We start from the raw sequence: 22,216 nt of genomic DNA, 5'->3' as shown, positions 1-22,216 counted from the left end.
GTCATATTCCTATGAAAGACAAGACACACATCATGTTAAATTTGTGGCAAGCGGGACGTTTGGTATGAAGGCCGTATCGACGGGCCGGCAACGAGCGGTGGCCAAGGCGCTCAGCACCCTCCTGCCACAGGCACCCTATGCGGATATCGAAGCAATCCGCACGGCCGCCAACGACAGGAAGCTTAGGGGGCTGCCGCCGTCGGTCGCCGTGTGGCTGGCGACGGTCGCCTACGTGCGGCATGCGCACACCGATTACGACGATTTGCTGGCGGAAGGATACGACCGGGATTCGGCGCGCTATTTCGTCGTGGACCAGATCAACGAGGTCCTGACCCGCTGGCGCGCCACGCGGTTGCTGGATCCCGAGGACATGGAAACCGAGGACGCCTGACGCTCAGGAACGTCGTGGGCGTCGTGACTTTGCACGACAATCGCCGCTCTTCTTCTCATCCCAATCCGTCAAAGGGCCGGACGATGAGACACGGCGACTTCCCGCGTCTTCAACAAGCTCATCCTTCGACTAGCTCAGGATGAGTGTCGCATGCGTTCACAAACGAAGGGAATTGAGTGATTTGAGTGAGCTTGCGAGCGTCCCGCAGGACGACAGCGGGGACTCACATAGGATTGCGCGCCTCGGCAATCGCAAGCAGCCGCTTCAGGGCGCGTTCGACGTCGTCCGTGGTGTAGGGCTTGCGAAGGGCAGGACTCTCACGCCACCGTTCAGGAAACGTCGAGTTGTCGTATCCGGTGGCGAAGACCAGGGGAATGCCCTGCTCCCCGAGGAGGTCGGCAATCGGGAAGACTTCCCTGCCCGCAACGTTCACGTCCAGGATGGCCGCGTCGGCGTTGACACCACTCTCGACCATGGCGACGGCACGGTCGAACCGCATGACCGGCCCCACGACCCGGCACCCCAAATCTTCAAGGATCATCTCGAGGTTCATGGCGACAAGCGCCTCATCCTCGACGACGAGCACCCGCAAATTGTTCAATGATGAACCCAAGATCCCAACATCCACTTCTTTTCGGCCGGCTGAAGGAAACCTGACCACTGTTCCGGCAGACGCCCGGAACCGATTTAGTTATATCAAATAACAAGACCGGGGCGGAAAGGTTCCGCCCCGGTCACAATGATCCGTGATACGAAATTTCGATCGGGTTAACGCGTCAGCCGCTTGTAGGTCACGCGCTTCGGGTTGACCGCATCGGGCCCCAGACGGCGGATCTTGTCGGCCTCGTATTCCTGGAAGTTGCCCTCAAACCACTCCACATGGCTATCGCCCTCGAAGGCCAGAATATGGGTGGCCAGACGGTCGAGGAACATGCGGTCGTGGGAGATGATGACCGCGCAGCCCGCGAAGTTCTCGAGCGCGTCCTCGAGGGCGGCCAGCGTCTCGGTGTCGAGGTCGTTGGTCGGCTCGTCGAGCAGGAGGACGTTGCCGCCTTCCTTGAGGAGCTTGGCCAGGTGCACGCGGTTGCGCTGACCGCCGGAAAGCGAGCCCACCTTCTGCTGCTGGTCGCCGCCGCGGAAGTTGAAGGCCGAGCAGTAGGCCCGCGAGTTGACCTCGTGCTTGCCGAGCTTGATGACGTCGGCGCCGCCGGAGATCTCCTCCCACACGGTCTTGTTGGGATCGAGCGAGTCACGCGACTGGTCGACATAGGCAAGGCGCACGGTCTCGCCGATACGGATCGTGCCGCTGTCGGGTTGCTCCTGGCCGGTGAGCATGCGGAACAGCGTCGTCTTACCGGCGCCGTTCGGACCGATCACGCCTACGATGCCGCCGGGCGGAAGCTTGAAGGTCAGGTTGTCGATCAGGAGGCGGTCGCCATAACCCTTGGACAGGTTCTCGACCTCGATCACCCGGTCACCCAGACGCTCGCCGGCCGGGATGATGATCTGAGCGTCACCCGGACGGCGCTCGGCCGCGGCGCGGACCAGCTCGTCATAAGCCTTGATACGGGCCTTGGACTTGGCCTGGCGCGCCTTCGGGGACGCGGCGATCCACTCGCGCTCGCGCGCCAGCGCCTTCTGCCGGGCGGCTTCCTCGCGCGCTTCCTGCTCCAAGCGCTTGGCCTTGGCTTCCAGGTAGGCCGAGTAGTTGCCCTCGTAGGGAATGCCGCGGCCGCGGTCGAGCTCAAGGATCCAGCCCGTCACGTTGTCGAGGAAGTAACGGTCGTGGGTCACGATCAGCACGGCGCCGGGATACTCGCGCAGATGCTTCTCCAGCCACGCCGTGGTCTCGGCGTCGAGGTGGTTGGTCGGCTCGTCGAGAAGCAGCAGGTCGGGCTGCTGGAGCAGCAGCTGGCAGAGCGCCACGCGGCGCTTCTCGCCACCGGAAAGCTTGGTCACGTCGGCATCGCCGGGCGGGCAGCGGAGCGCCTCCATCGCCATCTCGACCTGGGACTCGAGGTCCCAGAGGTTCTGGCTGTCGATGATGTCCTGAAGCTTGGCCGCCTCGTCCGCCGTCTCATCCGAGTAATTCATCATCAGCTCGTTGTAGCGGTCGAGGATCTCCTTCTTCTTGGCGACGCCCTTCATGACGTTGCCGAAGACATCCAGCGACGGGTCGAGCTGCGGCTCCTGCGGCAGGTATCCGCAGGTGGCGCCTTCGGCCAGCCAGGCCTCGCCCGTGTATTCCTTGTCGATGCCCGCCATGATGCGCAGGACCGTCGACTTACCCGCGCCGTTCGGGCCGAGGATGCCGATCTTCGCATCGGGGTAGAACGACAGATAGATGTTATCGAGGACCTTCTTCGGTCCGTAGGCCTTGCTCAGGCCAGCCATATGATAGATGAATTGACGCGCCATAGGGCAGGTACGCTCCAGTGTTAAAGTCAGAAGCAAGGCCGACAAAAGAACCTATTGGCAAATAATGCCGGTCCTTCTTCCCTGCTCCGGATCACAACCTGCCGCGTATGTAGGCTAAAGCGTCGCCGGGAGCAACTTTGCGTGGGAATTCAACACAGCCGCCACAGGACAACAGGTTGCAGACAGCGCAGGCAATCGCCATGACGGTACAGGAGAAGCCTTGCGTCCGGGCCGCAGCGCTCATCCTGCCGGGGGAAATGCCAGAAGACGAAGCCGAGGCTCTGGTTTCCGCCCTCACCGCAGCGGGCATCAAGACGACGGTCCTTGCCACAGACACGCACGCCAAACCATCAGCGAACGCGGTCCTGGAACGGGCCGTCTCGGCGCCGGGCGCAATGGACGAGCACGGCGCGAAGCGACCCGTCTTCCTCCTGGGCCATGGCTTCGACGCAGCCCTCGCCGTCGCCCTGCTGCGGACAATGCCCAACCGGTTCGCCGGAGCAATGCTCGCCCGCGCCGACTACATGCCGCCGCTGCAACGGGCCGTTTACCATTGGCTTCTACGATGGGAGCGATTCCGCCTGGGATCGGACGTTCCAAGCCGCATCCTGCACGAAGCCGGCAAAACGCCGCCCACGGTGGGACAGGCGATCATCCGGATCGGCCTCAACCACCTGCTTGCGCCGGAACGGTTGAAACAGCTTTCACGGCACGTTGACATACTCGTGATTCCCTTTCCTGAAGCCCGACATCCGCTGTTCAGAAAAGGTTTTTTGAATCCCGAACGAAGTACTTGCACGGAAAAGCGGATTCATTTTCTCAGCAACTTGAATCAAGACTTGAAGAACATCTTCCCGGCCTGGATCGAGGATGCGCTGGATGGCGCAGCGGAGCGCAACACGCTCGCTTGACCGCGTCCGGCAGAATGCTACCGTCTGCCCACCGAACCTTTCCAATGGAGGAGGCCCATAACATGTTGGAACGAACCCGGCCGAACGACCTCAGCTCTTTCTGGATGCCCTTCACGGCCAACCGGCAGTTCAAGCAGGCGCCGCGCATGCTCGTCGCGGCCAAGGACATGCACTATTTCACCGACGACGGCAGGAAGGTGCTGGACGGGACATCCGGACTGTGGTGCGTGAACGCCGGCCATGGCCGCCCGAAGATCACCGAGGCGATCCAGCGCCAGGCGGCCGAGATGGATTATGCCCCGCCCTTCCAGATGGGCCATCCGCTTGCCTTCGAGCTGGCCAACCGCCTCGTGGACATAGCGCCCCAGGGCATGGACCATGTCTTCTTCACCAACTCAGGTTCCGAGTCGGTGGAAACGGCGCTGAAGATCGCTCTCGCCTATCACCGCGTGCGGGGTGAAGGCTCGCGCGTGCGCCTGATCGGGCGCGAGCGTGGCTATCACGGGGTCAACTTCGGCGGCACCGCCGTGGGCGGCATCGTGGCGAACAGAAAGATGTTCGGAACGCTGGTGGCGGGCGTCGACCACCTGCCGCACACCCACCTGCCCCATCTCAACGCCTTCTCCCGCGGCGAGCCCGAGCATGGCGGCGAAGACCTCGCCAATGCGCTCGAGCGGCTCGCCGCTCTGCATGACGCCTCGACCATCGCGGCAGTCATCGTCGAGCCGGTGGCAGGCTCCACGGGCGTACTCATCCCGCCGAAAGGTTACCTCAAGCGCCTGCGCGAGATCTGCGATAAGCATGGTATCCTGCTCATTTTCGACGAGGTGATCACCGGCTACGGCCGCCTCGGCGCGCCGTTCGCGGCGGAAGTTTTCGGCGTGACGCCGGACATCATGACGACGGCCAAGGGCGTGACCAACGGCGCGGTGCCGATGGGCGCCGTGTTCGTGAAGAAGGAGATCTACGACGCCTTCATGACCGGGCCGGAGCATATGATCGAGTTCTTCCACGGATACACATACTCGGCCCATCCGCTTGCCTGCGCGGCCGGCATCGCCACGCTGGAGACCTACCGCGAGGAAGGGCTGCTTACCCGCGCCTCGGGCGAGATCGGCCAGTACTGGGCGGACATGCTGCATTCGCTGCGCGACCTGCCGCATGTGATCGACATCCGCAACATCGGACTGGTCGGTGCCATCGAGCTTGAGCCGATCGAGGGACAGCCGACCAAGCGCGCCTTCTCCGCCTTCCTGAAGGCCTTCGAGAACAACCTGACGATTCGCACGACGGGCGACATCATCGCCATGTCGCCGCCGCTCATCATCGAGAAGGAGCACATCGACCAGATCGGCGACACCCTGCGCAGCATCCTGAAGTCCATCGACTGACCAAAACCTCGGGCCGGACAGCCGGCCAGGCAAAGACCAATGTCGAGCCGGACCGCCTTAACGGGCAGTCCGGCTCACTTCATTCCGGGCCCGGGTTGCCCGTTTCAGGGCGCGCGGGGTGGGTCGCGGCCAGCCGCCCCTGCCGCACACGACGGCGAAAGCCGGATGCCGGCGGGCACCGATAAGCAGGAGCCAGTTTGCACATAAGCTGGCAGGGGGGAACAATGCCAGATCATGTGAGACTTCCATCATCGGGCATTCCCGGAACGGGAATGCGCACAGCTGCCTGACGGGGACCACTTGGCGATGCAGAGCTGGGATTTCGAGCCCATCCAGATTGCAGTGATCGCCGGCGCCCTCGCTGTCTGTCTCCTGGGATACCTGGTCTTCCGGTCGCGTCGCCACGTCAGGCGGCGCAAGCCGGAGCGGGATGCAGGGGAGAAGAGACGCGCGGACGCGGCCGCAGATCTGGAGAGCCAAAAGACAAAGAATCACGACCGACAGTCACCACCGAAGTCCAGCACCAAGTCTGGAACCGGATCGAAGCCGAGCAGCGCGACGGCCGGAGCGAAGTCCAGCGCAAGCGGCGCGAAGTCCGGTACGGCAGCCAAGCCTTCCGGCGGGGCCAAAGCAGGCGGCAGGGCAAAGCGAGGCTGAGGGCTGGCCAGGCGATAACCTGCCGCCCCCTTCGTGGAGCAAATCGGGCAATCCCCCTCCGTGGAGCGCGTCGGGCAATCCCCACCCATCGGTGAGATGCCCATTGGTGAGATTGCGTGGTGATCGTGCGGCTCAGGCACAGCCGATGCCCGCGGCTTCAGCGGGGCTCCAAGCCGAGGGGCTTGCTATTCCACCTGTTCAATGCTGTCCTGCACAGCCCGCGCGCCGGCAAGGCGGCGGCGTTCGGCCTCGCGGTACTGACCGGGCGTCATGCCCGTCTCGCGTTTGAAGAAGCGATTGAAGTAGGCCGGATCCTGAAAGCCCAGGGAATAGGCCACGCCCGCCACCGGCGTGGGCGTGAAGACCAGTTCGCGCTTGGCCAGACGGATCAGGTGGAAGGCCGCGAGCTCCTGAACGCTGGCGCCCGACTCCCTGCGGACAATGCGGTTCAAGTGCGGCACCGACAGGCCAAGCTTTTCGGCATAGAAGCTCACGGGGCGATGTTCCCGGCAGTGGGCCACAATCAGCGAAACGAGCCGGTGCATGCGGCGTCGGTCGCGCTCGCGCGCCGACAGAGCCGCCTCGCCGCCCGCCTCATCGAGCTGCAGGCGGGCAAGCCGCAGGACCAACTCGGTGATCATCGCCTCCAGAAGGAGGTTCGAACCCAGACGAACGTCCTGGAATTCGCCGAAGATGCGAACTGCGAGATCCATCAGCAGCCGGTCCTCGTTTCCGTCTTCGGACAGCAGAACGATTCGCGGCTCGGCGAGGAAGCGGGCTATGCCCTGATCGGCCGCCCGCACGGGCGGCAGACGGTCTTCCAGAATGGTGAATACAAGCCCCTCGGAGCTGCGCGCATACTGGAAACCGTGAACCGCACCGGGCGGGATGTAGATCACGCAGGGCGCGGCAAAGGACTGGTGCCGGCGCGGCTCCAGCAGTTTCCCCTCGCCCTCCTGCAGCACGAAGAGCTGGAAGAGGCCCTCGTGGCGGTGCAGGGAAATCTCCCAATTGTGCAACCGGCTGCGCTGCGACAGCGTTTCGCCGTGCAGCCAGAAATCGCCCGGCTCGTCCGTCCCCTGACGGTAAAGGCGATAGCTTGGTACATTGCTGGCGCTCATGCGCTCCTCCCGACCAGTGATCGAAAAGTGCAACAATTCGCCCAATTTGTCCATTGTGCGCCCTGATCGGACGCTACACATTAGGATCGACGAGGAGGAGACATGCGTACCCAGGTTGTGATCATCGGGTCGGGTCCATCGGGTTTGCTGCTCGGCCAGCTGCTTACGGACGCCGGCATCGACAACATCATTCTCGAACGCGTCACCAAGGACTATGTGCTGAGCCGCATCCGCGCGGGCGTGCTGGAGGAAGGCATGGCTGCCATGCTGGACGAAGCCGGCGCCGGCGAACGCATGCACCGGGAGGGTCTCAAGCACGACGGTTTCTCCATCGCCTTCGATGGTGGTTGCCATCGCATCGACCTGCACGGGCTCACAGGCGGCAAGCGCGTCATCGTCTATGGCCAGACCGAGGTCACCCATGACCTGATGGACCGGCGCGAAGCGACGGGCGGGGTCACGATCTACGAAGCGGCCAATGTGCAGCCGCACGATTTCGACGGTGACAGGCCGTATGTCACCTATGAGAAAGATGGTGTAACCCACCGGATCGACTGCGATTTCATCGCCGGATGCGACGGGTTTCACGGGGTGAGCCGCAAGTCGGTGCCCGAGGGGGCCATCACCACTTACGAGCGGGTCTACCCGTTCGGCTGGCTCGGGATCATCTCGGACGTGGAGCCGGTGAGCCACGAACTCATCTACGCCAACCATCCGCGCGGCTTCGCGCTGTGCTCCATGCGCTCGCCCACGCGGATCCGCTATTACGTGCAGGTCGGGCTCGACGAAAAGATCGAGGACTGGTCGGACGACCGGTTCTGGGACGAGATCCGCCGCCGCCTGCCCGAAGAGCAGGCGCAGGCAATGAAGACCGGGCCTTCGATCGAGAAGTCCATCGCCCCGCTACGCTCCTTCGTGGCCGAGCCGCTGCGCTTCGGGCGGCTGTTCCTGGCGGGCGATGCGGGCCACATCGTGCCGCCGACGGGCGCCAAGGGCTTGAATCTGGCTGCGAGCGACATCCGCTATCTCTTTGACGGGCTTCGCGAATACTATCAGGAAAAGTCGAAGGCCGGCATCGACGCCTATTCGCAGAGGGCGCTCGCGCGCGTGTGGAAGGCGGAACGGTTCTCCTGGTGGATGACCAAGACGCTGCATCTGTTCCCGGACGATGGCGCGTTCGGCCAGAAGATCCAGCACGCCGAGCTCGAGTATCTGTTCTCGTCCGTCGCCGCGCAGACGTCGCTCGCCGAGAACTACGTAGGCCTGCCCTACTAGGCAGCAGACAGCCTTTCCCCCACTGGAATCCGTGACGAAGACCGATGACCGAAAAATCCAGACGCTACGAACAGGGCATGGCGACACGGCGCTCCGTACTGGGCGACGATTGGGTCGACCGGGCAGAGGCCAGCAAGACCGAGTTCGACGCTCCCTTCCAGGAACTCATCACGGAAGCCGCGTGGGGGCACGTCTGGACGCGCCCGAACTGGACGAAGCGGGAGCGTTCGATGGTCACCATCGCGCTGCTCGCCGCGCTCGGCCACCACGATGAGCTTGCCATGCACGTGCGGGCAACGCGCAACACCGGCGCCACGCCGGAGGACCTGCGCGAGGCGATGCTGCACGTGGCGATCTACGCCGGCGTGCCGGCGGCCAACCACGCGATCAAGATCATCAAACAGACCCTCGCCGCAATGGAGCGGGAGGAGAGTGAGAACAAGGAGTCCGGAGCCTGACCGGATTCCAGAACGCAGGAGGAGACATATGAAAAACTCGATTCCGGAGGTTCGGGGTTTCTTCCAGAGAGACAGAACCTGGCATCCCCCGTCCTTCGCCCCGGGCTACCGCAGCACGGTGGTCCGCTCGCCGCGCTATGCGCCGATCTCGTTCCCGAACACGCTCTCGGAGGTGACGGGACCGGTGTTCGGCCACTCGATGCTGGGCGAGCTCGACAACGACCTGACCGTCAACTACGCGAAGCCAGGCGAGAGCGCCATCGGCCCGCGCATCGTCGTGTATGGCCGCGTGCTGGACGAGAACGGCCGGCCCGTGCCCAACACGCTGGTCGAGATCTGGCAGGCCAATGCCGGCGGCCGCTACCGGCACAAGAAGGACACCTACCTCGCGCCGCTCGATCCCAACTTCGGCGGCTGCGGACGCACGGTGACCGACGAGGAAGGCCGCTACTGGTTCCGCACGATCCAGCCCGGCGCCTATCCATGGCCGAATGGCGTCAACGACTGGCGTCCGGCGCACATCCACTTCTCCGTCTTCGGACCGGGGTTCGTGCAGCGCCTGATCTCGCAGTTCTATTTCGAAGGCGATCCCATGATCTGGAAGTGCCCGATAGTGCGCACCATCCCGGACGAGCGGGCGATCGAGCGGCTCATTGCCAAGCTCGACATGGACGCGACGGTGCCGTTCGACTCTCGCGCCTACAAGTTCGACATCGTGCTGCGCGGAAGCAATTCCACGCTCTTCGAGAACCGGAAGGAGGGTAACTGATCATGGTGCAGGAGCTGTTCAGGCTTAAGGAGACTCCCTCCCAGACGGCGGGCCCTTACGTCCATATCGGGCTCACGCCCAACTTCCTCGGGATCGAGGGCATCTATCCGTCCGATCTCGGCAGCGAGATGATCAACGAGAATACCAAGGGCGAGCGGATCGACGTCAAGGTGCGCGTCTTCGATGGCACCGGCACGCCGCTCAGGGACGTTCTCGTGGAGATCTGGCAGGCGGATGCGAACGGCATCTACAATTCGCCCAACGATCCGCGCGGCAATGCCGATCCCAACTTCATGGGCTGGGGCCGCAAGCCGGCCGACATGGAAACCGGCGAAATGGTATTCCGCACGATCAAGCCGGGCCGTGTTCCCTTCAATGACGGCCGCCTGCAGGCGCCGCACATCAACTTCTTCATCGCGGCGCGCGGCATCAACCTGGCGCTGCAGACCCGCATGTATTTCGGGGACGAGGAAGAGGCGAACAAGCAGGATCCGGTGCTCACCCGCATTGAGCATCAGAACCGCGTGCCTACCCTGATTGCGCCGCGCGAGGGGAACACGTACAAGTTCGACATCTACCTGCAGGGCGAGAAGGAAACGATCTTCTTCGACCTCTGACGGGTTTGCCTGTCGAAACCGAACATCCGTGAGAAACCCATGAGCGCCGCCGCCATCGATCATCTCTTCTTCCGCAAGCTGGTTGGTGATGACGAGGCGGCGGCACTTTTTTCCGTCCAAGCCGACATCGACTCCATGCTTCGTTTCGAGCTGGCGCTGGCGCGGGCCGAAGCCAGGCACGGCGTGATCCCCGCCGGGGCGGTGCCAGCCATCGAACAGGCCTGCTCCGGGTTCGAGCCCGACGTCGACGCACTCGCCGAAGGTATCGGCAACGACGGGGTGATCATCCCTGCCCTGCTGAAGCAGCTCAGGACACGGATGAAGGAAGAATTCCGCCCCCATCTCCACTTCGGCGCGACCAGCCAGGATGCGATCGACACGGGGCTGGCGCTGCGGCTCGTCAAGGCCAACGACATCATCGACCGGCGGATCGAGGACGTGATCGACGCGCTCCAGGCGCTCGAGGCGCGGGATGGCGACATTGAGGTAATGGCGCACACGCGCATGCAGGCGGCCATTCCGGTGACAGCGGCGCGCAAGATTCGCTCGTGGCGGGATCCGTTGATTCGGGACCGCGCCCGCTTCGCCGAGAGCCGCGGCGACGTCGAGGTGCTCCACTTTGGAGGAGCTGCCGGAACACTGGAAAAGCTCGGCGACAGGGGAACGGCCGTGACGGCCGACATGGCCGGGGAGCTTGGCCTGCGGGCAGTGGACCATCCCCGCCATTCCGAACGCGACGGCATCGCCGCCTACGCCTCGGCGCTGTCGCTGATCACCGGCAGCCTTGGCAAGTTCGGCCAGGATGCCGCGCTCATGGCGCAGAACGAAATGGGCGAAATCGAGCTTGCCACCGGAGGCGGCTCGTCGGCCATGCCGCACAAAAAGAACCCGGTTCCGGCCGAGGTGCTGGTGACGCTCGCGCGGTTCAATGCGACGCTTCTTTCCGGCATGCACCACGCGCTCGTCCACGAGAACGAGCGGTCGGGCGCGGCCTGGACGCTCGAATGGATGATCCTGCCGCAGATGGTGGTGGCAACCGCCGCGGCACTCCGGCTGGCAGGTTCGCTGGCGCGCTCCATCTCATTCGTGCGAGGGTAAGCCCTTCTGGGACCGCTTGTTTTCCGTCGCGGTTCTGGGCGGAAAACCGGTGCCCACTTTTCCTGGAACCGCTTGTCTCTCTGTCGCGGTTCCGGACGGAAAACCGGTGCCCACTTTTCCTGGAACCGCTCAGGCGGATTGACCCCGTGCCGTTCCATTCGTTATATCGCGGAATACTCAAGGTGCCGTGCGCCCCGGGCGTACGGGTAAAAGGGAATACGGAGGGCATTTCGCCCGCAAGCCGTAGCTGCTCCCGCAACTGTGAGCGTGGAGGTCTCTCCACAGGCCACTGGACGCAAGTCCGGGAAGGCGGAGACACCGACGAAACGCGAGCCAGGAAACCTGCCTTGAGGCGTCACCTACCGGATGCGGGAAGCTTCCGGGGCTGTGGTCTTCGCAGTGGTGACGGCAAGTCATCGCTGGCGAAGCCGGGACACCAACCCCTTCGTCCAGCAGGGAACAACCGTTTTCTGGAGGGGCAAGCCGTGTCCTCGCGCATTCGATTCCATTCTCTTCTCGCCACGTCCGCCATTTCGCTCGTCGTTGCCGCCCTGCCGGCTGCCGCGCAGGAACTCAGGCTCGACACGATCGTCGTCACCCCCAACCGCGCACCGGCCAAGGCGAGCGAAATAGGCTCCTCGGTCACGGTGATCGACGAGAAGACCATCGAGGAGCAGTCACTGCCGACCGTCAGCGACTACCTCGTGACCGTGCCGGGCGTGACCATCGCCAGCCAAGGTGGCAAGGGGTCCCTCAGCACGCTGATGGTGCGCGGACTGCCGGGCGAGTATGTGAAGACACTCATCAACGGCATCGATGTCTCGGACGTGACCTATACCAAGGTGCAGTCCCATCACGGGCAGTTTCTTGCCGGCATCATGGACCACATGGAGGTTCTCAGGGGCTCGCAGAGCACGCTCTACGGATCGGAAGCGATTGCCGGCGTGGTCGATATCCAGACGCTCGGCGGAGTCACGGTCGGAACACACCACCGCATCGGCGTCGAAGGCGGATCGCACGGGACGGTGCTCGGCACCTACCGGCTGGACGCCGGATCGGACGAGGGGCAGTTCGGCCTTGCCCTGGCGGGACTTCACACGGACGGGTTCTCGGCCGCCGCACGCGGGACGGAGAATGACGGGTTCAAGAACATCACGGGGACCGTGGCCGGCCGCTATGAGGTCAGTCCGGATCTCACGCTGTTTGCCAGCGGACTCATCATTGACAGCCGCACCAGGTTCGACGATGCCTATCCCGCACCGGACTTCGTGGTGTCCGACAGCCTCGCATATTCAACCTACCGCCAGATTGCGGGGCGAGCTGGCGCAGAATTCACGCTCTTGGATGGACGGCTGAAGAATACCATTTCGATCCAGCACAGCCGGACCGATCGTGACAGCATTTCCAACCCCGCTCCGGAATATTTCGTCACCGATACGTTCCGGGGTGGCCGCACCCTGATCGACTACATGGGATCGGTCGAGGTGACACCGGATGTGCAAGTGAACTTCGGCGCAGACTGGCAGCACCTCACAGCCGACACGTCACAGGGGATCCATCGCAGCGCCAATCTGGTAGGCGGCTGGGCGGAGGCCATCTACTCCCCCATCGATCCCCTCACCGTCACGCTCGGGGCGCGCTACGATCACCACAGTACCTTCGGCGGACATGCGAGTTGGCGTGCCACGGGCTCCTACCGGTTCGAGGATACGGAAACCCGACTCCACAGTTCCGTAGGCACCGGCTATCGCGCGCCCAGCCTGTACGAACTGTACAACGGCGCTTCCGGCAATCCGGACCTGCAGCCGGAAACGAGCCTGAGCTTCGATGCCGGCGTGGAGCAGACGCTGCTGGATGGCAAGCTGGTCGCCGATGTCACCTACTTCCAGATCGACGTGAAGAACTACATCGAGTGGGTGATGACCGATCCCAACACCTGGCGGGGTCGGTACAGCCAGGAGCGCGGCGGCCGCCTGCGCTCGCGCGGCGTGGAAGCCTCGCTGCGCTATGCCGCCACAGACTGGCTGGATCTCACCGGATCGTACACCTATACCGACGCCAGGCAGGCTGACGGAAGCAGGCAGGTCCGGGTCCCGCGGAACGACTTCCGTATTGGCGCCACCATTCGCCCGGCCGAGAAATGGACGATTTCCGCTTCGGCGCGAATCGTACTGGACACCATCGACTACAGGAATGACGGCTCCCGCATCCGTGATCTTGACGATTATGTCCTGATCAATGCCAAGATCGCGTACAAGCCGAACGAGAACACGGAGTTCTATGTTCGTGCCGAAAACCTGCTCGATCAGCATTATCAGGTGGTGGACGGGTACAACACGGCACCGCTGTCCGTTTTCGCTGGCATCAAGGCGAGCTTCTGACATGAGTGACGGGCGCTGGTCAGCACTGCAATTTCTGGCTGGCGCCATCGTTATGGCCGGAGCCGCTTTGGCCCCGGACACGGCCGGCGCCGCCGAAGCGCCCCAGCGGGTCATGTCCCTCAACCTCTGCACCGACCAGTTGGCAATGGCGCTGGCCGCACCCGGTCAGCTCGTCTCGGTGTCGTTTCTCGCGCGCGACCGGTCCATCTCGCCCATGTGGCGGGAGGCGCAGAACTATCCGGTCAACCACGGCCTGGCGGAGGAGGTCTTTCTCGAACAGCCCGACCTCGTGCTGACGGGTACCTTCTCGCAGCACAACACCACCCACCTCGTGCGCAAGGTGGGCATCCCGGTCGAGGAGTTCGACTTCGCCATGACACTGGAGACGATCCCGGGGGAAATCCGGCGGATGGGCGATCTGCTCGGGCAGCAGGAGAAGGCGGAGAAGCTCGCGGCAGATTTCTCCACCTCGCTCGAGGCCATCGAGCGGCGGCAGTGCGAACCGAAACCCACCATCCTCGCCTTCGAGCAGAACGGAGTGTCGCCGGGCAAGGATACGCTCGCCGATTCGGTTTTCCGCGCCGCCGGCTTCCGCAACCTTGCCGCCGAGGCTGGACTGGTGGGGGCTGCGCCCTTCCCGCTGGAACTGGCGATTGCCGAGGAACCCGACGTCATCGTCGTGCAGTCGCATGAGGACGATGCGCCCACGCTCGGGGCCTATGTGCCGCAACATCCGGCGCTGAAGCACCTGCAATCGCGGATCGACGCATTCCTGCCACCGGGGTCGTGGGCGTGTAACGGACCACTCATCATTGATGCGGTGAAGCGGCTCGCCGAACTGCGCCAGGAGATCGCCCCCTGCCCGGCGGAGGCTTCCCGATGAAGCCCGCCGCACTCAATCTGGGGCTCCTCGGCCTCGTGGTGCTGTTCTTCCTCGTCTCGCTGGCGGTAGGATCCGCGGGGCTCGGCATCACCGATTCGATTACCGGCATCATCGCGGGGGGAAGCGACGTCGGCGGCATCATCATGCGGGAAATCCGCCTGCCGCGCGCGATCCTGGCGCTCGCCATCGGTTTCACGCTGGGGATGTCGGGCGCCGTGCTGCAGGGCTTCCTCCGCAACCCGCTGGCCGAACCCGGCCTCATCGGCGTCTCCGGCATGGCTTCCCTCGGGGCGGTGATCCTTTTCTATCTCGGGCTCGCGGGGAACACGCTCTATGCCCTGCCCGCAGGAGCTTTGCTCGGCGCGCTGATCGCCGTGGCGCTGCTTCTGGCACTTGCTGCGCGAAGCAGCTCGACGCTCACGCTCATTCTTGCGGGCGTGGCGCTTTCCAGCCTAGCGGGAGCGCTCACCTCGCTGGTGCTCAACCTGTCGCCCAACCCGTTCGCGAGCTACGAGATCATCTTCTGGCTGCTCGGCTCGCTCAAAGACCGGTCGATGGAGCATGTCTGGCTGGCGCTGCCGCTGATGATTACGGGCTGGCTGCTGATCGCACTCTCTGGGCGGACAATCAATGCGCTCTCGCTCGGCGAGGAGGCTGCGGCAAGTCTGGGCATCAGCCTGCCGCGGGCCCGCGCCATGATAGTGCTGGGGGTTGCCCTCGGCGTGGGGGCGGCGACGGCGGTCGCGGGCGGCATCGGCTTTGTCGGCCTGGTGGTGCCGCATCTCCTGCGGCCGTTCACGGATGGGGTGCCGAACCGGCTGCTGCTCCCCTCCGGTCTCGGGGGCGGTGCGCTGCTGCTGGCCGCCGATACGGTCTGCCGCGTGGTGCTGCCGGCGGGTGAGCTCAATGTCGGCGTGGTGACCGCCCTCATCGGCGCGCCGTTCTTCCTCTGGCTGGTGGTGCGGACACGGAGGGAGGCAGCATGACGCTGGAAGTCAAGAATGTCATGGTGGAGCTCTCCGGACGGCGCATCCTGCGTTCGGTGAGCTTTGCCGTCGAGCCCGGCGAGGTTGTGGGGCTTCTTGGGCCCAACGGTGCGGGAAAATCGACGCTGATGCGGGCCATCACGGGACAGTACCCGGCTTACGGTTCCATCCGGCTTCTGTGCCAGGACCTGCCGCAACTTTCGCCGAAGCGGCGGGCACGTCTCATCGCCTATCTGCCGCAGACGCGGATAATCAGCTGGCCCATGAGCGTGCGGGACACGGTGGCGCTCGGGCGGCTGCCCTGGCGGGCCTTCGGCCAGCGTATGACGGAGGCGGATCATCAGGCCGTGCAGGATGCGCTTGCGCTGATGGACGTCGCACAGCTCGCAGGGCGCAAGGCGACGGAGCTTTCCGGCGGGGAACAGGCCCGCGTGCTTGCCGCGCGCGCGGTGGCACAGGACACGCCGCTGCTGGTGGCAGACGAACCCGCCTCAGGCCTCGACCCCGCGCACCAGATAATGATGATGGACGCTCTGCGCCGCATCGCCCGCAAGGGACGGATGGTGCTCGTCTCGCTGCATGACCTCACGCTTGCCGCGCGCTGGTGCGACCGGCTCATCCTGCTCAAGGACGGAGATATCGCCGGCTGCGGCGCTCCGGAAGAGCTGATGCAGCCGGAGCGGCTGGCGGAGGTGTTCGGAATCCGCGCGCATATTGCCCGCGAGGGGGACGGGCTGGTGCTAGCCCCCACGGGGCTCACCGAAGCGGGGCTCAGACAACCCGGGCCCGCCCCAAAGGAAAGCGATCCCGGCCGGGACTAGGTTTAACCCGCCTGCGGCCTGCGGCCGATCACGATCCAGCTGATCACCGGGTCCGCTTCGAGCGCCTTCACGAGCGTGTCGTAATCCGAAACGGTTTCTGCCGGGACCGCCACGCGGTAGACGCCACCGGGAAAGGGTCCCGCCATGAACTCCAGGCCCAGTCCCTCCAACGTCTTCGTCACGTCGGACATGCTGACCCCCTCGGCAAAGCTCACCAGTACGAAGGGCAAGGGGGCTCCCTCGGACGGGGTACCGGACACGGTTTGCGGCGATAGGACCGGCATCTCGCCGAGCCAGGCCATCATGGACCCGGCAACGACCACGGCGCCCAGCGCCCCGAGCAGAAACGGCCAGTACCAGACGGCCGAATGGCGGGCGGCCCGATCGGGGCGGCTTGCGGCGTCGAGCCGGGCCAAGGCTTCGTCGGTCGAGAAAAAGCGGGGAATGTGGCCGGTATTGGCCGCAGCCTGGCTGGGAACCTGTCTGGAGCCAATTGGCTGCGAAGCGGGCGGCAGATCCCGGGGGTGCCCGTCAGCCCCTTCGGGCAAATCGCCGCGACGCTCCACCCGGTCCGGTCCAGCCTGTTCTTTCGTGCCCATGGTCGTCCCCCGCACACAACGCGAATTCAAGAGACGCGACTACGTCCCCATTCGCCCTTGCATCTCGAGGGCCTGCGCGGAACGATCCGCTCCACAGCACCGAGAGCTATTGAAGGATCTCGAGCAAGATCCCCTTCAGCCAAACGTTATATCACTTGACTCTCGGCGCCAAGGAAAAAGCGCGCACGCAATGAGGCTGCCGGGAGCCTCACTGGCTGGTGGAACAGGTGACCGGCGCCGGAGGACGCCGGTCAGGTTGGTAAGCGTCAGCGGTTTGCGACCGGCGCCACCAGCGGCGTGATGCGGCGGACGGCAACGCGGCGGTTCTCGCGCTCCGGTTCCTGCGTGTTGATCTTCAGATACTGTTCGCCATATCCTTGTGTCACCAGGTTCTCCGGCGGGATGCCGAAGACATTGGTTAGCGCCACGGCCACCGACTCCGCCCTTCGGTCGGAGAGCGCCAGGTTTGCAGTCTCCGATCCCACGGCATCCGTGTGACCTTCCAGCAGGAAGGTCTCGGCGGGATTACGCTCCAACATCTCGATGATTGCGTTCGCCAGGTTCTCCAGACGGCCGATCTCGGTGTCGGAGATCGCGGCGGAACCGAACTCAAACTGGATGGTGTCAAGATCGATGCGGCGAACCTTGTCGCGCAGGCGCGCCGAGTAGCGAACCTCGTCGATGGAATAAAGCCGCTCGACGGGCTCGACCGGAGGCTCGGCGAGAAAGGCATAATATGCCTGCGGATCGTTCACCCGCCCGGCGTCCAGGATGTACTCCTCGACCGGAATGGTTAGGCGAAGCGGTGGCAGGTCGCGGCCCGGATCGCGGAAGGGCCGCATGTTCTCATAGCGGTCATCCGGGACATAGACGAGCACCACCTCGCGGCCGTCCGGAAGGACCCTAACGCGGCGGATCACGTCGCCATAACGATTGCGGATGGTGACCAGCCGCGAACCGTCGCGGCGCTCGACAACCTCGCGCACACGGCCGCCGCGCAGCTCCTCGTAGTAGACCGCATCATCCTGGCGGACGAGACGGCCATAGTCCGAGCCGCGGACATACACGTGGTTGTCGATCTCGACGATCGTGCGGTTGTCGTTGAACTGCTGCACTACCCTGCCCTCACGCGGACGCTCGAAGATCTCCGACCGGCGCATTGCCCGGTCCTCTGGCGTCTGGCCAAGATCCAGCCGCTGGCCCTCTTCCTCGATGACCGAACGAATGCCCTGCTCGATCTGCTCGGGCGGCTCCGGAAGCTGCTGGGCTTCGGCATCCGACTGCGGCGGCGGGGCGGGTTCCCCCGCCTGTGCAGGTTCGCCTGCCGGTTCACTCGCGGGCGGCTGTGCAGAGTCCTGCCCTGACTGTCCGGCGGGCTGCTCCTTCTGGCTATCGAGCACCGGGGCTGCGTTTTCCGGCAGGACCGATTGCCCACTCTCGACCGGTTGTTCTCCCCCGGCAGGGGCAGGTTCGCCGGTTTCGGCCGGTGCAGCGTCGGAAGGCGCTTCAGGAGCGGCCTCAGGGGGCGTTTCAGCGGGCGTTTCAGTCGCGGGTTCACCGGACGGCTGGTCTACGGGAGCCTGCCGGGGTGCATCAGGCGCCGGGGTGGGAATAGGCGCCGGTCCGGATGGCTGTTCTTCCGGTGCAACGTCAGCCGGAGGCTCGGACTGCTGCAAAGCGGGCGCCTCGCCCGGAGCCTCTGCCGGTTCGTCCGGCGAGGCTTCGGGGGCCACATCTGCGGGCGGCTCGACGGCCGGAGAATCGTCAGGAGAACCTGGCTCGCTGGCCGGAGCCTCTTCCCCTCGACCAGCCCCGGCTGGCGCGGGCTCGGCTTCCTCGCTGGCGGGCGGCTGCTCAGGCATCGCCGGTTCGGGCTCCGCCTCCGGCTCCGGCGCAGGACGTTCCTCAGGCACAGGCACCTCAGGCTCTGAGGGTTCCGGCGCTTGCTGCTGGTCCTGCTGCCCCTCTTCCCCGACGGGCGCGGATGGCTGCTCGGCATCTGGCGAAGTTTCCGGTTCGGCAGGTGCGGCGTCCTGGTCCTCGGGGGGCGCGGTCTCCTCCGGCGGGGCGGCAGGTGGAACGGCCGGCGACTGGGCGGGTACGCAGCCGTCTCCCGCCGCAGTGGTTCCCGGCGGGCATTCCGCAGCCGGAGCCTCGGGTGTCTCCGCCTGTGCCAGCATCAGCGGATCCTGCCGCTGACCGGCCTGCTCCGCCAGCGCGGCGGACGCCGGAACAAGGAGGCACAGGGCCGATCCCGCGAGCAAGCTTCTGGAAATTTTCATCACATCCTCCAGTGGGAAATCCCTTCGGGATGCAAACCCTCCGTTGCGCGAATGGTTCCGCTCGGGAAAGCGTCTCCAGGCCCCTTGACGGGCAGCGCAGGGCAGGCCACATGCGGCGGATGACCGAACCCTTCTGGAAGACAAAGACGCTCGAGGAGATGACCCCGCAGGAGTGGGAGTCGCTCTGCGACGGCTGCGGCAAGTGCTGTCTCGCCAAGCTCGAGGACGAAGATACCGGCGACATCTACTGGACCTCGGTGGGCTGCCGCCTGTTCAATGCCGAAACCTGCCGCTGCCGCCACTACGAAAACCGTCTCGCCACGGTCTCCGATTGCGTACAGCTGACGCCCGAGAAAGTACGCACGCTGCGCTGGCTGCCCTCCACCTGCGCCTACAAACTGGTAGCGGAAGGCAAGGACCTCTACTGGTGGCACCACCTTGTTTCCGGCAACCGCGAAACGGTCCATCTCGCCGGCGTATCCGTTCGCGGACGCGTTTCAATTCTTGAGACGGAACTCAACCAGCCCGAGGACTATTTGCCCTATCTGCTGGAGGAGGAACCATGAGCGAACGGACGGCACGGAGCACCATCGAGGCTTTCTTCGCGGCACTCAACGCGAGCGACATGGAGGCAGCCTTGGCGCTGCTGTCCGAGGACGTGATCCTGGACACGCGTGAAGGCTCGCGGGAAATCGGCAGGGACCGCTTCCACTGGTATTGGGGCATGCTCGCCCGCCACTTCACGGAACGCTACGCGGACATCGAGATCATGGAAGCGCCGGGGGGGCTTCCGCGCTGCGGCGGAGGTCACCTTTACGGGAACTTACACGTCGACCCGCGAAGGTCTCCCCGAAGCTTCAGGCCAGAGCTACAGCGTACCGGGCGGCATGTTTTTTCGAAGTGGAAGACGGCGTCATTACGCGTGTGACCACGTATATCAACATGGAGAACTGGAAGGCGGCGCTCGCGTCCGGGAGATGAACCGAACATTAACGTTTGGTTCGCGCTGGGTTCAGACTTGGTTTCGTATGGTTGGATCATCGAAGTTCCGAACACGGGAGTGAGACAATGTTCCGCCAGATCAAGACCATCGCCCTCGCAGCCGTCGTCAGCCTGGGTTCCCTCGCCGCTGTGCCCGCCGCCAATGCGGAAGGCGTCTACTTCAGCATCGGTTCGCACGGCGCCACCATCACCGTCCGCGATGGCCATCGCGGTCCCGGCTGGGGTGGACATCACCATCGCCGTCCGCCCGCCTGCTCCGCCCGCGAAGCACTGCACAAGGCCCGCGGCATGGGTCTTCACCGGGCACGGATCGTTCGCGAGGATCGTCGCGCGATCCACGTGGCAGGTCGGGGTCGCCATGGCCGGGACGTGGTCGTGTTCGCCCGCGCGCCGCATTGCCCGGTCATCCGCGTGCACTAATCGCCAGACCGATCACACGATCCCTGCCCCTTCAACCCTCCTTCACCAGACGAAAAGAGCCGCCGGACGGCCCATCCGGCGGCTCTTCCTTATTCATTATTCATTCTGAAAGCCGATCAGTTCTGCAGGAGCTCGAAGGTCACGTTGACATTAACGCGATAGGCGTTCTCGCCCGCCTCGACCGGAACCGGGGCACTGGCGACCATCGCCTCCATGCGAGCAGCCTTCATCATCGGCATGGGCGGCGGCGTGCCCCCGCTTTCGGTAATGCGGAGCACCTTGCCGACCTCGGCCCCGGCGGCCTCGGCCAGTTCGCGGGCCTTGGCCATGGCATCCTCCACGGCCTTCTTCCGTGCCTCGCCCAGAACCGACGCCGGATCGTCATTGGTGAAGACAATGTTGCCGCCCTGGTTCACGCCGAGGGAAACGGCACGGTCCAGGACCGCGCCTACCTTCTCTATGTCGCGCACGCGCACCGAAAGCGTGTTGGTGACCTGGTATCCGGTGATGCGCGGCTTGTCCTCTCCGTTCTTGCCATCGGGATAAACGTACTGGGGATTGATCGACAGGCCGCTGGTCTGCAGATCCTTGGCCTCGATCCCCTCTTCCTTAAGGGCGGCAATGACGGCGGCCATCGCAGCGTTGTTTTCGTCCATGGCCTCGCGGGCCGTGGCAGCCTCCTTGAGGACGGACAGGGTGACAAGCGCCGTGTCGGGAGCGACGCGGACCTCACCTTCTCCTGTGACGTGAATCTTCGGCCGCATGTCACTCTCCTGAGCAAATGCCGGCGCCGCGGCGATGAGAGGGACCACAAAGGCAAGCGCTAAAAGGGACCGCGTCATACATAGTGCTCCGATTACCTCTACCGACTCGGGTCTAAGTTGTGATTATGGACCGAATGGGGCACGGCTGTCTCCTGCCCCCCTTGTCTGGAAAAGCGAAAGCATCTAATCAGGGTTCGCCGGGCCTGTAGCTCAATGGTTAGAGCCGGCGGCTCATAACCGCTTGGTTGGGGGTTCGAGTCCCTCCGGGCCCACCACCCCGACATTATGCCATTGATTTTGTTTAGGTGCGGGGCGGTCTGAAATTAGGTGTGGGGCGCACGCAAAACACCCACGCGGGGTACGCCAATCCAATACTCAAAATGATAACGTTGGTAGTGAGGCGTCGCCGACGCAGATCGTTCGCGTGACGTCTCTGCCCTGATTTGAGGAATACCTTTTGGGGTTTGGGCGAGGGAAAATGATCAATAAATTTGTTGCAGCGGCCCTTCTGTCGTTTGGCGTTGTGACGATGGTTTCATCCACGGAAGCTGCTCAACTGATCTCCAGTTATACCGACGTCGAAAAATGTCCGATTCCGTTTGAACGCGATGATGAGTTTATCTTCGAATGTACCGGACCCGGCGGCGTGAAGGCCGTCCTCTACTACGTGGAAGGCAAGGTTGAGATTTACTATGACGAAGGGGGCCGCACCATCGGGACCCATGCCGGCATCATTGAGCTTTCGACAAGAGCTCCCCGCGCCTTCGGACAGAAACACGAGTGGCGCATGAAAAAGGGAGGTCGCAAACCCTGCGCCGCCATCATCCGGGTCTATGCGGCGGAGGGCGAGCGCCTGGTGGTTGCCGATCTTTCCGGCACAGGCGGACGCCTTGGGCTGGTCAAGACCAACAATCAGGCCCGCGCGCTGGCGGACAAGGCCTGCCGGTAACCGGCGAATTTCACGCTATGTCC

22 protein-coding genes, 1 tRNA gene and 1 riboswitch are annotated in these 22,216 nt (G+C 64.2%); of the genes, 17 read left to right on the top strand and 6 right to left on the bottom strand.

What is annotated here, in order from left to right:
• Positions 1 to 64: 64 nt before the first annotated feature.
• Positions 65 to 391, top strand: a complete 327-nt coding sequence (locus ABD906_RS09155; RefSeq protein ID WP_165278568.1) for a DUF2293 domain-containing protein — start codon at positions 65 to 67, stop codon at positions 389 to 391.
• A 223-nt stretch (positions 392 to 614) separates the two neighbouring features.
• Here ABD906_RS09155 and ABD906_RS09150 read toward each other — a convergent pair whose 3' ends face one another.
• Positions 615 to 1,004, bottom strand: a complete 390-nt coding sequence (locus ABD906_RS09150; RefSeq protein ID WP_345099168.1) for a response regulator — start codon at positions 1,002 to 1,004, stop codon at positions 615 to 617.
• A gap of 155 nt (positions 1,005 to 1,159) precedes the next feature.
• Complete coding sequence (gene ettA, locus ABD906_RS09145; RefSeq protein ID WP_345099167.1) at positions 1,160 to 2,809, bottom strand: energy-dependent translational throttle protein EttA; 1,650 nt, start codon at positions 2,807 to 2,809, stop codon at positions 1,160 to 1,162.
• A gap of 395 nt (positions 2,810 to 3,204) precedes the next feature.
• Between ettA and ABD906_RS09140 the strand changes: the two genes are divergently transcribed.
• Both ABD906_RS09140 and aptA read left to right on the top strand, forming a co-directional pair.
• Positions 3,205 to 3,720 carry a hypothetical protein gene (locus tag ABD906_RS09140; RefSeq protein ID WP_345099166.1) on the top strand — a complete coding sequence of 172 codons (516 nt, stop codon included), beginning with the start codon at positions 3,205 to 3,207 and terminating at the stop codon, positions 3,718 to 3,720.
• 62 nt (positions 3,721 to 3,782) lie between these two features.
• Positions 3,783 to 5,111, top strand: coding sequence for an omega-aminotransferase AptA (gene aptA, locus ABD906_RS09135; RefSeq protein WP_345099165.1), 1,329 nt, complete (start codon positions 3,783 to 3,785; stop codon positions 5,109 to 5,111).
• Positions 5,112 to 5,953: 842 nt separating this feature from the next.
• Here the strand turns inward: aptA and ABD906_RS09130 are convergent.
• Positions 5,954 to 6,889: a helix-turn-helix domain-containing protein gene (locus ABD906_RS09130; RefSeq protein WP_345099164.1), complete on the bottom strand. Its 936-nt coding sequence runs from the start codon at positions 6,887 to 6,889 to the stop codon at positions 5,954 to 5,956.
• A gap of 102 nt (positions 6,890 to 6,991) precedes the next feature.
• Here ABD906_RS09130 and pobA point away from each other — a divergent pair, with 102 nt between their 5' ends.
• The 9 genes from pobA to ABD906_RS09085 all read left to right on the top strand — a co-directional run bounded on the left by pobA (position 6,992) and on the right by ABD906_RS09085 (position 16,177).
• Positions 6,992 to 8,164, top strand: a complete 1,173-nt coding sequence (gene pobA, locus ABD906_RS09125) for a 4-hydroxybenzoate 3-monooxygenase (RefSeq protein ID WP_345099163.1) — start codon at positions 6,992 to 6,994, stop codon at positions 8,162 to 8,164.
• Between the two features lie 44 nt (positions 8,165 to 8,208).
• Positions 8,209 to 8,622 carry a 4-carboxymuconolactone decarboxylase gene (pcaC, locus tag ABD906_RS09120; protein ID WP_165278573.1) on the top strand — a complete coding sequence of 138 codons (414 nt, stop codon included), beginning with the start codon at positions 8,209 to 8,211 and terminating at the stop codon, positions 8,620 to 8,622.
• Between the two features lie 28 nt (positions 8,623 to 8,650).
• Positions 8,651 to 9,391: a protocatechuate 3,4-dioxygenase subunit beta gene (gene pcaH, locus ABD906_RS09115; RefSeq protein ID WP_165278574.1), complete on the top strand. Its 741-nt coding sequence runs from the start codon at positions 8,651 to 8,653 to the stop codon at positions 9,389 to 9,391.
• Positions 9,392 to 9,393: 2 nt separating this feature from the next.
• The gene (gene pcaG, locus ABD906_RS09110) at positions 9,394 to 10,008 is read left to right on the top strand and encodes a protocatechuate 3,4-dioxygenase subunit alpha (protein ID WP_165278575.1); all 615 of its coding nucleotides are present in this window, start codon (positions 9,394 to 9,396) and stop codon (positions 10,006 to 10,008) included.
• Positions 10,009 to 10,047: 39 nt separating this feature from the next.
• Positions 10,048 to 11,106, top strand: a complete 1,059-nt coding sequence (locus tag ABD906_RS09105; RefSeq protein WP_345099162.1) for a 3-carboxy-cis,cis-muconate cycloisomerase — start codon at positions 10,048 to 10,050, stop codon at positions 11,104 to 11,106.
• A 163-nt stretch (positions 11,107 to 11,269) separates the two neighbouring features.
• A riboswitch (cobalamin riboswitch) is annotated at positions 11,270 to 11,470 on the top strand.
• Positions 11,471 to 11,591: 121 nt separating this feature from the next.
• The gene (locus tag ABD906_RS09100) at positions 11,592 to 13,487 is read left to right on the top strand and encodes a TonB-dependent receptor domain-containing protein (protein ID WP_165278577.1); all 1,896 of its coding nucleotides are present in this window, start codon (positions 11,592 to 11,594) and stop codon (positions 13,485 to 13,487) included.
• A gap of 1 nt (position 13,488) precedes the next feature.
• Positions 13,489 to 14,370 carry an ABC transporter substrate-binding protein gene (locus ABD906_RS09095; protein ID WP_165278578.1) on the top strand — a complete coding sequence of 294 codons (882 nt, stop codon included), beginning with the start codon at positions 13,489 to 13,491 and terminating at the stop codon, positions 14,368 to 14,370.
• The gene (locus ABD906_RS09090) at positions 14,367 to 15,356 is read left to right on the top strand and encodes a FecCD family ABC transporter permease (RefSeq protein ID WP_345099161.1); all 990 of its coding nucleotides are present in this window, start codon (positions 14,367 to 14,369) and stop codon (positions 15,354 to 15,356) included. Before ABD906_RS09095 ends, ABD906_RS09090 begins: the two co-directional genes overlap by 4 nt.
• The gene (locus ABD906_RS09085) at positions 15,353 to 16,177 is read left to right on the top strand and encodes an ATP-binding cassette domain-containing protein (protein ID WP_165278580.1); all 825 of its coding nucleotides are present in this window, start codon (positions 15,353 to 15,355) and stop codon (positions 16,175 to 16,177) included. The genes ABD906_RS09090 and ABD906_RS09085 overlap by 4 nt, the downstream gene beginning before the upstream one ends.
• Before the next feature lie 2 nt (positions 16,178 to 16,179).
• On the opposite strand, the gene ABD906_RS09080 is transcribed toward ABD906_RS09085, so the two are convergent.
• Positions 16,180 to 16,776, bottom strand: a complete 597-nt coding sequence (locus ABD906_RS09080) for a hypothetical protein (RefSeq protein ID WP_345099160.1) — start codon at positions 16,774 to 16,776, stop codon at positions 16,180 to 16,182.
• A gap of 266 nt (positions 16,777 to 17,042) precedes the next feature.
• Entirely contained in the window at positions 17,043 to 19,058 is a 2,016-nt protein-coding gene (locus tag ABD906_RS09075; protein WP_345099159.1) for an OmpA family protein, read from the bottom strand.
• Positions 19,059 to 19,177: 119 nt separating this feature from the next.
• On the opposite strand from ABD906_RS09075, the gene ABD906_RS09070 reads away from it, so the two are divergent.
• The 3 genes from ABD906_RS09070 (at position 19,178) to ABD906_RS09060 (ending at position 20,480) form a co-directional block, all read left to right on the top strand.
• Positions 19,178 to 19,624 carry a YcgN family cysteine cluster protein gene (locus tag ABD906_RS09070; protein WP_165278583.1) on the top strand — a complete coding sequence of 149 codons (447 nt, stop codon included), beginning with the start codon at positions 19,178 to 19,180 and terminating at the stop codon, positions 19,622 to 19,624.
• Positions 19,621 to 19,986: a nuclear transport factor 2 family protein gene (locus ABD906_RS09065; protein ID WP_345099158.1), complete on the top strand. Its 366-nt coding sequence runs from the start codon at positions 19,621 to 19,623 to the stop codon at positions 19,984 to 19,986. Before ABD906_RS09070 ends, ABD906_RS09065 begins: the two co-directional genes overlap by 4 nt.
• 140 nt (positions 19,987 to 20,126) lie before the next feature.
• Entirely contained in the window at positions 20,127 to 20,480 is a 354-nt protein-coding gene (locus ABD906_RS09060) for a hypothetical protein (protein ID WP_165278585.1), read from the top strand.
• Between the two features lie 116 nt (positions 20,481 to 20,596).
• Here the strand turns inward: ABD906_RS09060 and ABD906_RS09055 are convergent, their stop codons facing one another.
• Positions 20,597 to 21,322, bottom strand: coding sequence for an SIMPL domain-containing protein (locus ABD906_RS09055; RefSeq protein WP_165278586.1), 726 nt, complete (start codon positions 21,320 to 21,322; stop codon positions 20,597 to 20,599).
• 121 nt (positions 21,323 to 21,443) lie between these two features.
• Here ABD906_RS09055 and ABD906_RS09050 point away from each other — a divergent pair.
• A tRNA-Ile gene (locus ABD906_RS09050) sits at positions 21,444 to 21,519 on the top strand.
• Positions 21,520 to 21,722: 203 nt separating this feature from the next.
• Entirely contained in the window at positions 21,723 to 22,193 is a 471-nt protein-coding gene (locus tag ABD906_RS09045) for a hypothetical protein (RefSeq protein ID WP_345099157.1), read from the top strand.
• The last annotated feature ends 23 nt before the right edge of the window (positions 22,194 to 22,216 follow it).

The organism is Chelativorans composti, from assembly GCF_039541695.1.
GTDB classification, from domain to species: domain Bacteria; phylum Pseudomonadota; class Alphaproteobacteria; order Rhizobiales; family Rhizobiaceae; genus Chelativorans; species Chelativorans composti.
The sequence above is the reverse complement of the archived record's forward strand: the minus strand, read 5'-3'. Positions and strand labels throughout refer to the sequence as shown.

What these genes read in the sequence shown, in the direction of transcription:
- ABD906_RS09075 (WP_345099159.1), bottom strand. Translation starts at nt 19,058, where the DNA reads ATGAAAATTTCCAGAAGCTTGCTCGCGGGATCGGCCCTGTGCCTCCTT.
- ABD906_RS09045 (WP_345099157.1), top strand. Translation starts at nt 21,723, where the DNA reads ATGATCAATAAATTTGTTGCAGCGGCCCTTCTGTCGTTTGGCGTTGTG.
- ABD906_RS09140 (WP_345099166.1), top strand. Translation starts at nt 3,205, where the DNA reads ATGGACGAGCACGGCGCGAAGCGACCCGTCTTCCTCCTGGGCCATGGC.
- ABD906_RS09080 (WP_345099160.1), bottom strand. Translation starts at nt 16,776, where the DNA reads ATGGGCACGAAAGAACAGGCTGGACCGGACCGGGTGGAGCGTCGCGGC.
- pcaC (WP_165278573.1), top strand. Translation starts at nt 8,209, where the DNA reads ATGACCGAAAAATCCAGACGCTACGAACAGGGCATGGCGACACGGCGC.
- ABD906_RS09130 (WP_345099164.1), bottom strand. Translation starts at nt 6,889, where the DNA reads ATGAGCGCCAGCAATGTACCAAGCTATCGCCTTTACCGTCAGGGGACG.
- ABD906_RS09155 (WP_165278568.1), top strand. Translation starts at nt 65, where the DNA reads ATGAAGGCCGTATCGACGGGCCGGCAACGAGCGGTGGCCAAGGCGCTC.
- ABD906_RS09060 (WP_165278585.1), top strand. Translation starts at nt 20,127, where the DNA reads ATGTTCCGCCAGATCAAGACCATCGCCCTCGCAGCCGTCGTCAGCCTG.
- ABD906_RS09090 (WP_345099161.1), top strand. Translation starts at nt 14,367, where the DNA reads ATGAAGCCCGCCGCACTCAATCTGGGGCTCCTCGGCCTCGTGGTGCTG.
- ABD906_RS09105 (WP_345099162.1), top strand. Translation starts at nt 10,048, where the DNA reads ATGAGCGCCGCCGCCATCGATCATCTCTTCTTCCGCAAGCTGGTTGGT.
- ABD906_RS09070 (WP_165278583.1), top strand. Translation starts at nt 19,178, where the DNA reads ATGACCGAACCCTTCTGGAAGACAAAGACGCTCGAGGAGATGACCCCG.
- ABD906_RS09085 (WP_165278580.1), top strand. Translation starts at nt 15,353, where the DNA reads ATGACGCTGGAAGTCAAGAATGTCATGGTGGAGCTCTCCGGACGGCGC.
- pobA (WP_345099163.1), top strand. Translation starts at nt 6,992, where the DNA reads ATGCGTACCCAGGTTGTGATCATCGGGTCGGGTCCATCGGGTTTGCTG.
- pcaG (WP_165278575.1), top strand. Translation starts at nt 9,394, where the DNA reads ATGGTGCAGGAGCTGTTCAGGCTTAAGGAGACTCCCTCCCAGACGGCG.
- aptA (WP_345099165.1), top strand. Translation starts at nt 3,783, where the DNA reads ATGTTGGAACGAACCCGGCCGAACGACCTCAGCTCTTTCTGGATGCCC.
- ABD906_RS09095 (WP_165278578.1), top strand. Translation starts at nt 13,489, where the DNA reads ATGAGTGACGGGCGCTGGTCAGCACTGCAATTTCTGGCTGGCGCCATC.
- ettA (WP_345099167.1), bottom strand. Translation starts at nt 2,809, where the DNA reads ATGGCGCGTCAATTCATCTATCATATGGCTGGCCTGAGCAAGGCCTAC.
- pcaH (WP_165278574.1), top strand. Translation starts at nt 8,651, where the DNA reads ATGAAAAACTCGATTCCGGAGGTTCGGGGTTTCTTCCAGAGAGACAGA.
- ABD906_RS09065 (WP_345099158.1), top strand. Translation starts at nt 19,621, where the DNA reads ATGAGCGAACGGACGGCACGGAGCACCATCGAGGCTTTCTTCGCGGCA.
- ABD906_RS09055 (WP_165278586.1), bottom strand. Translation starts at nt 21,322, where the DNA reads ATGACGCGGTCCCTTTTAGCGCTTGCCTTTGTGGTCCCTCTCATCGCC.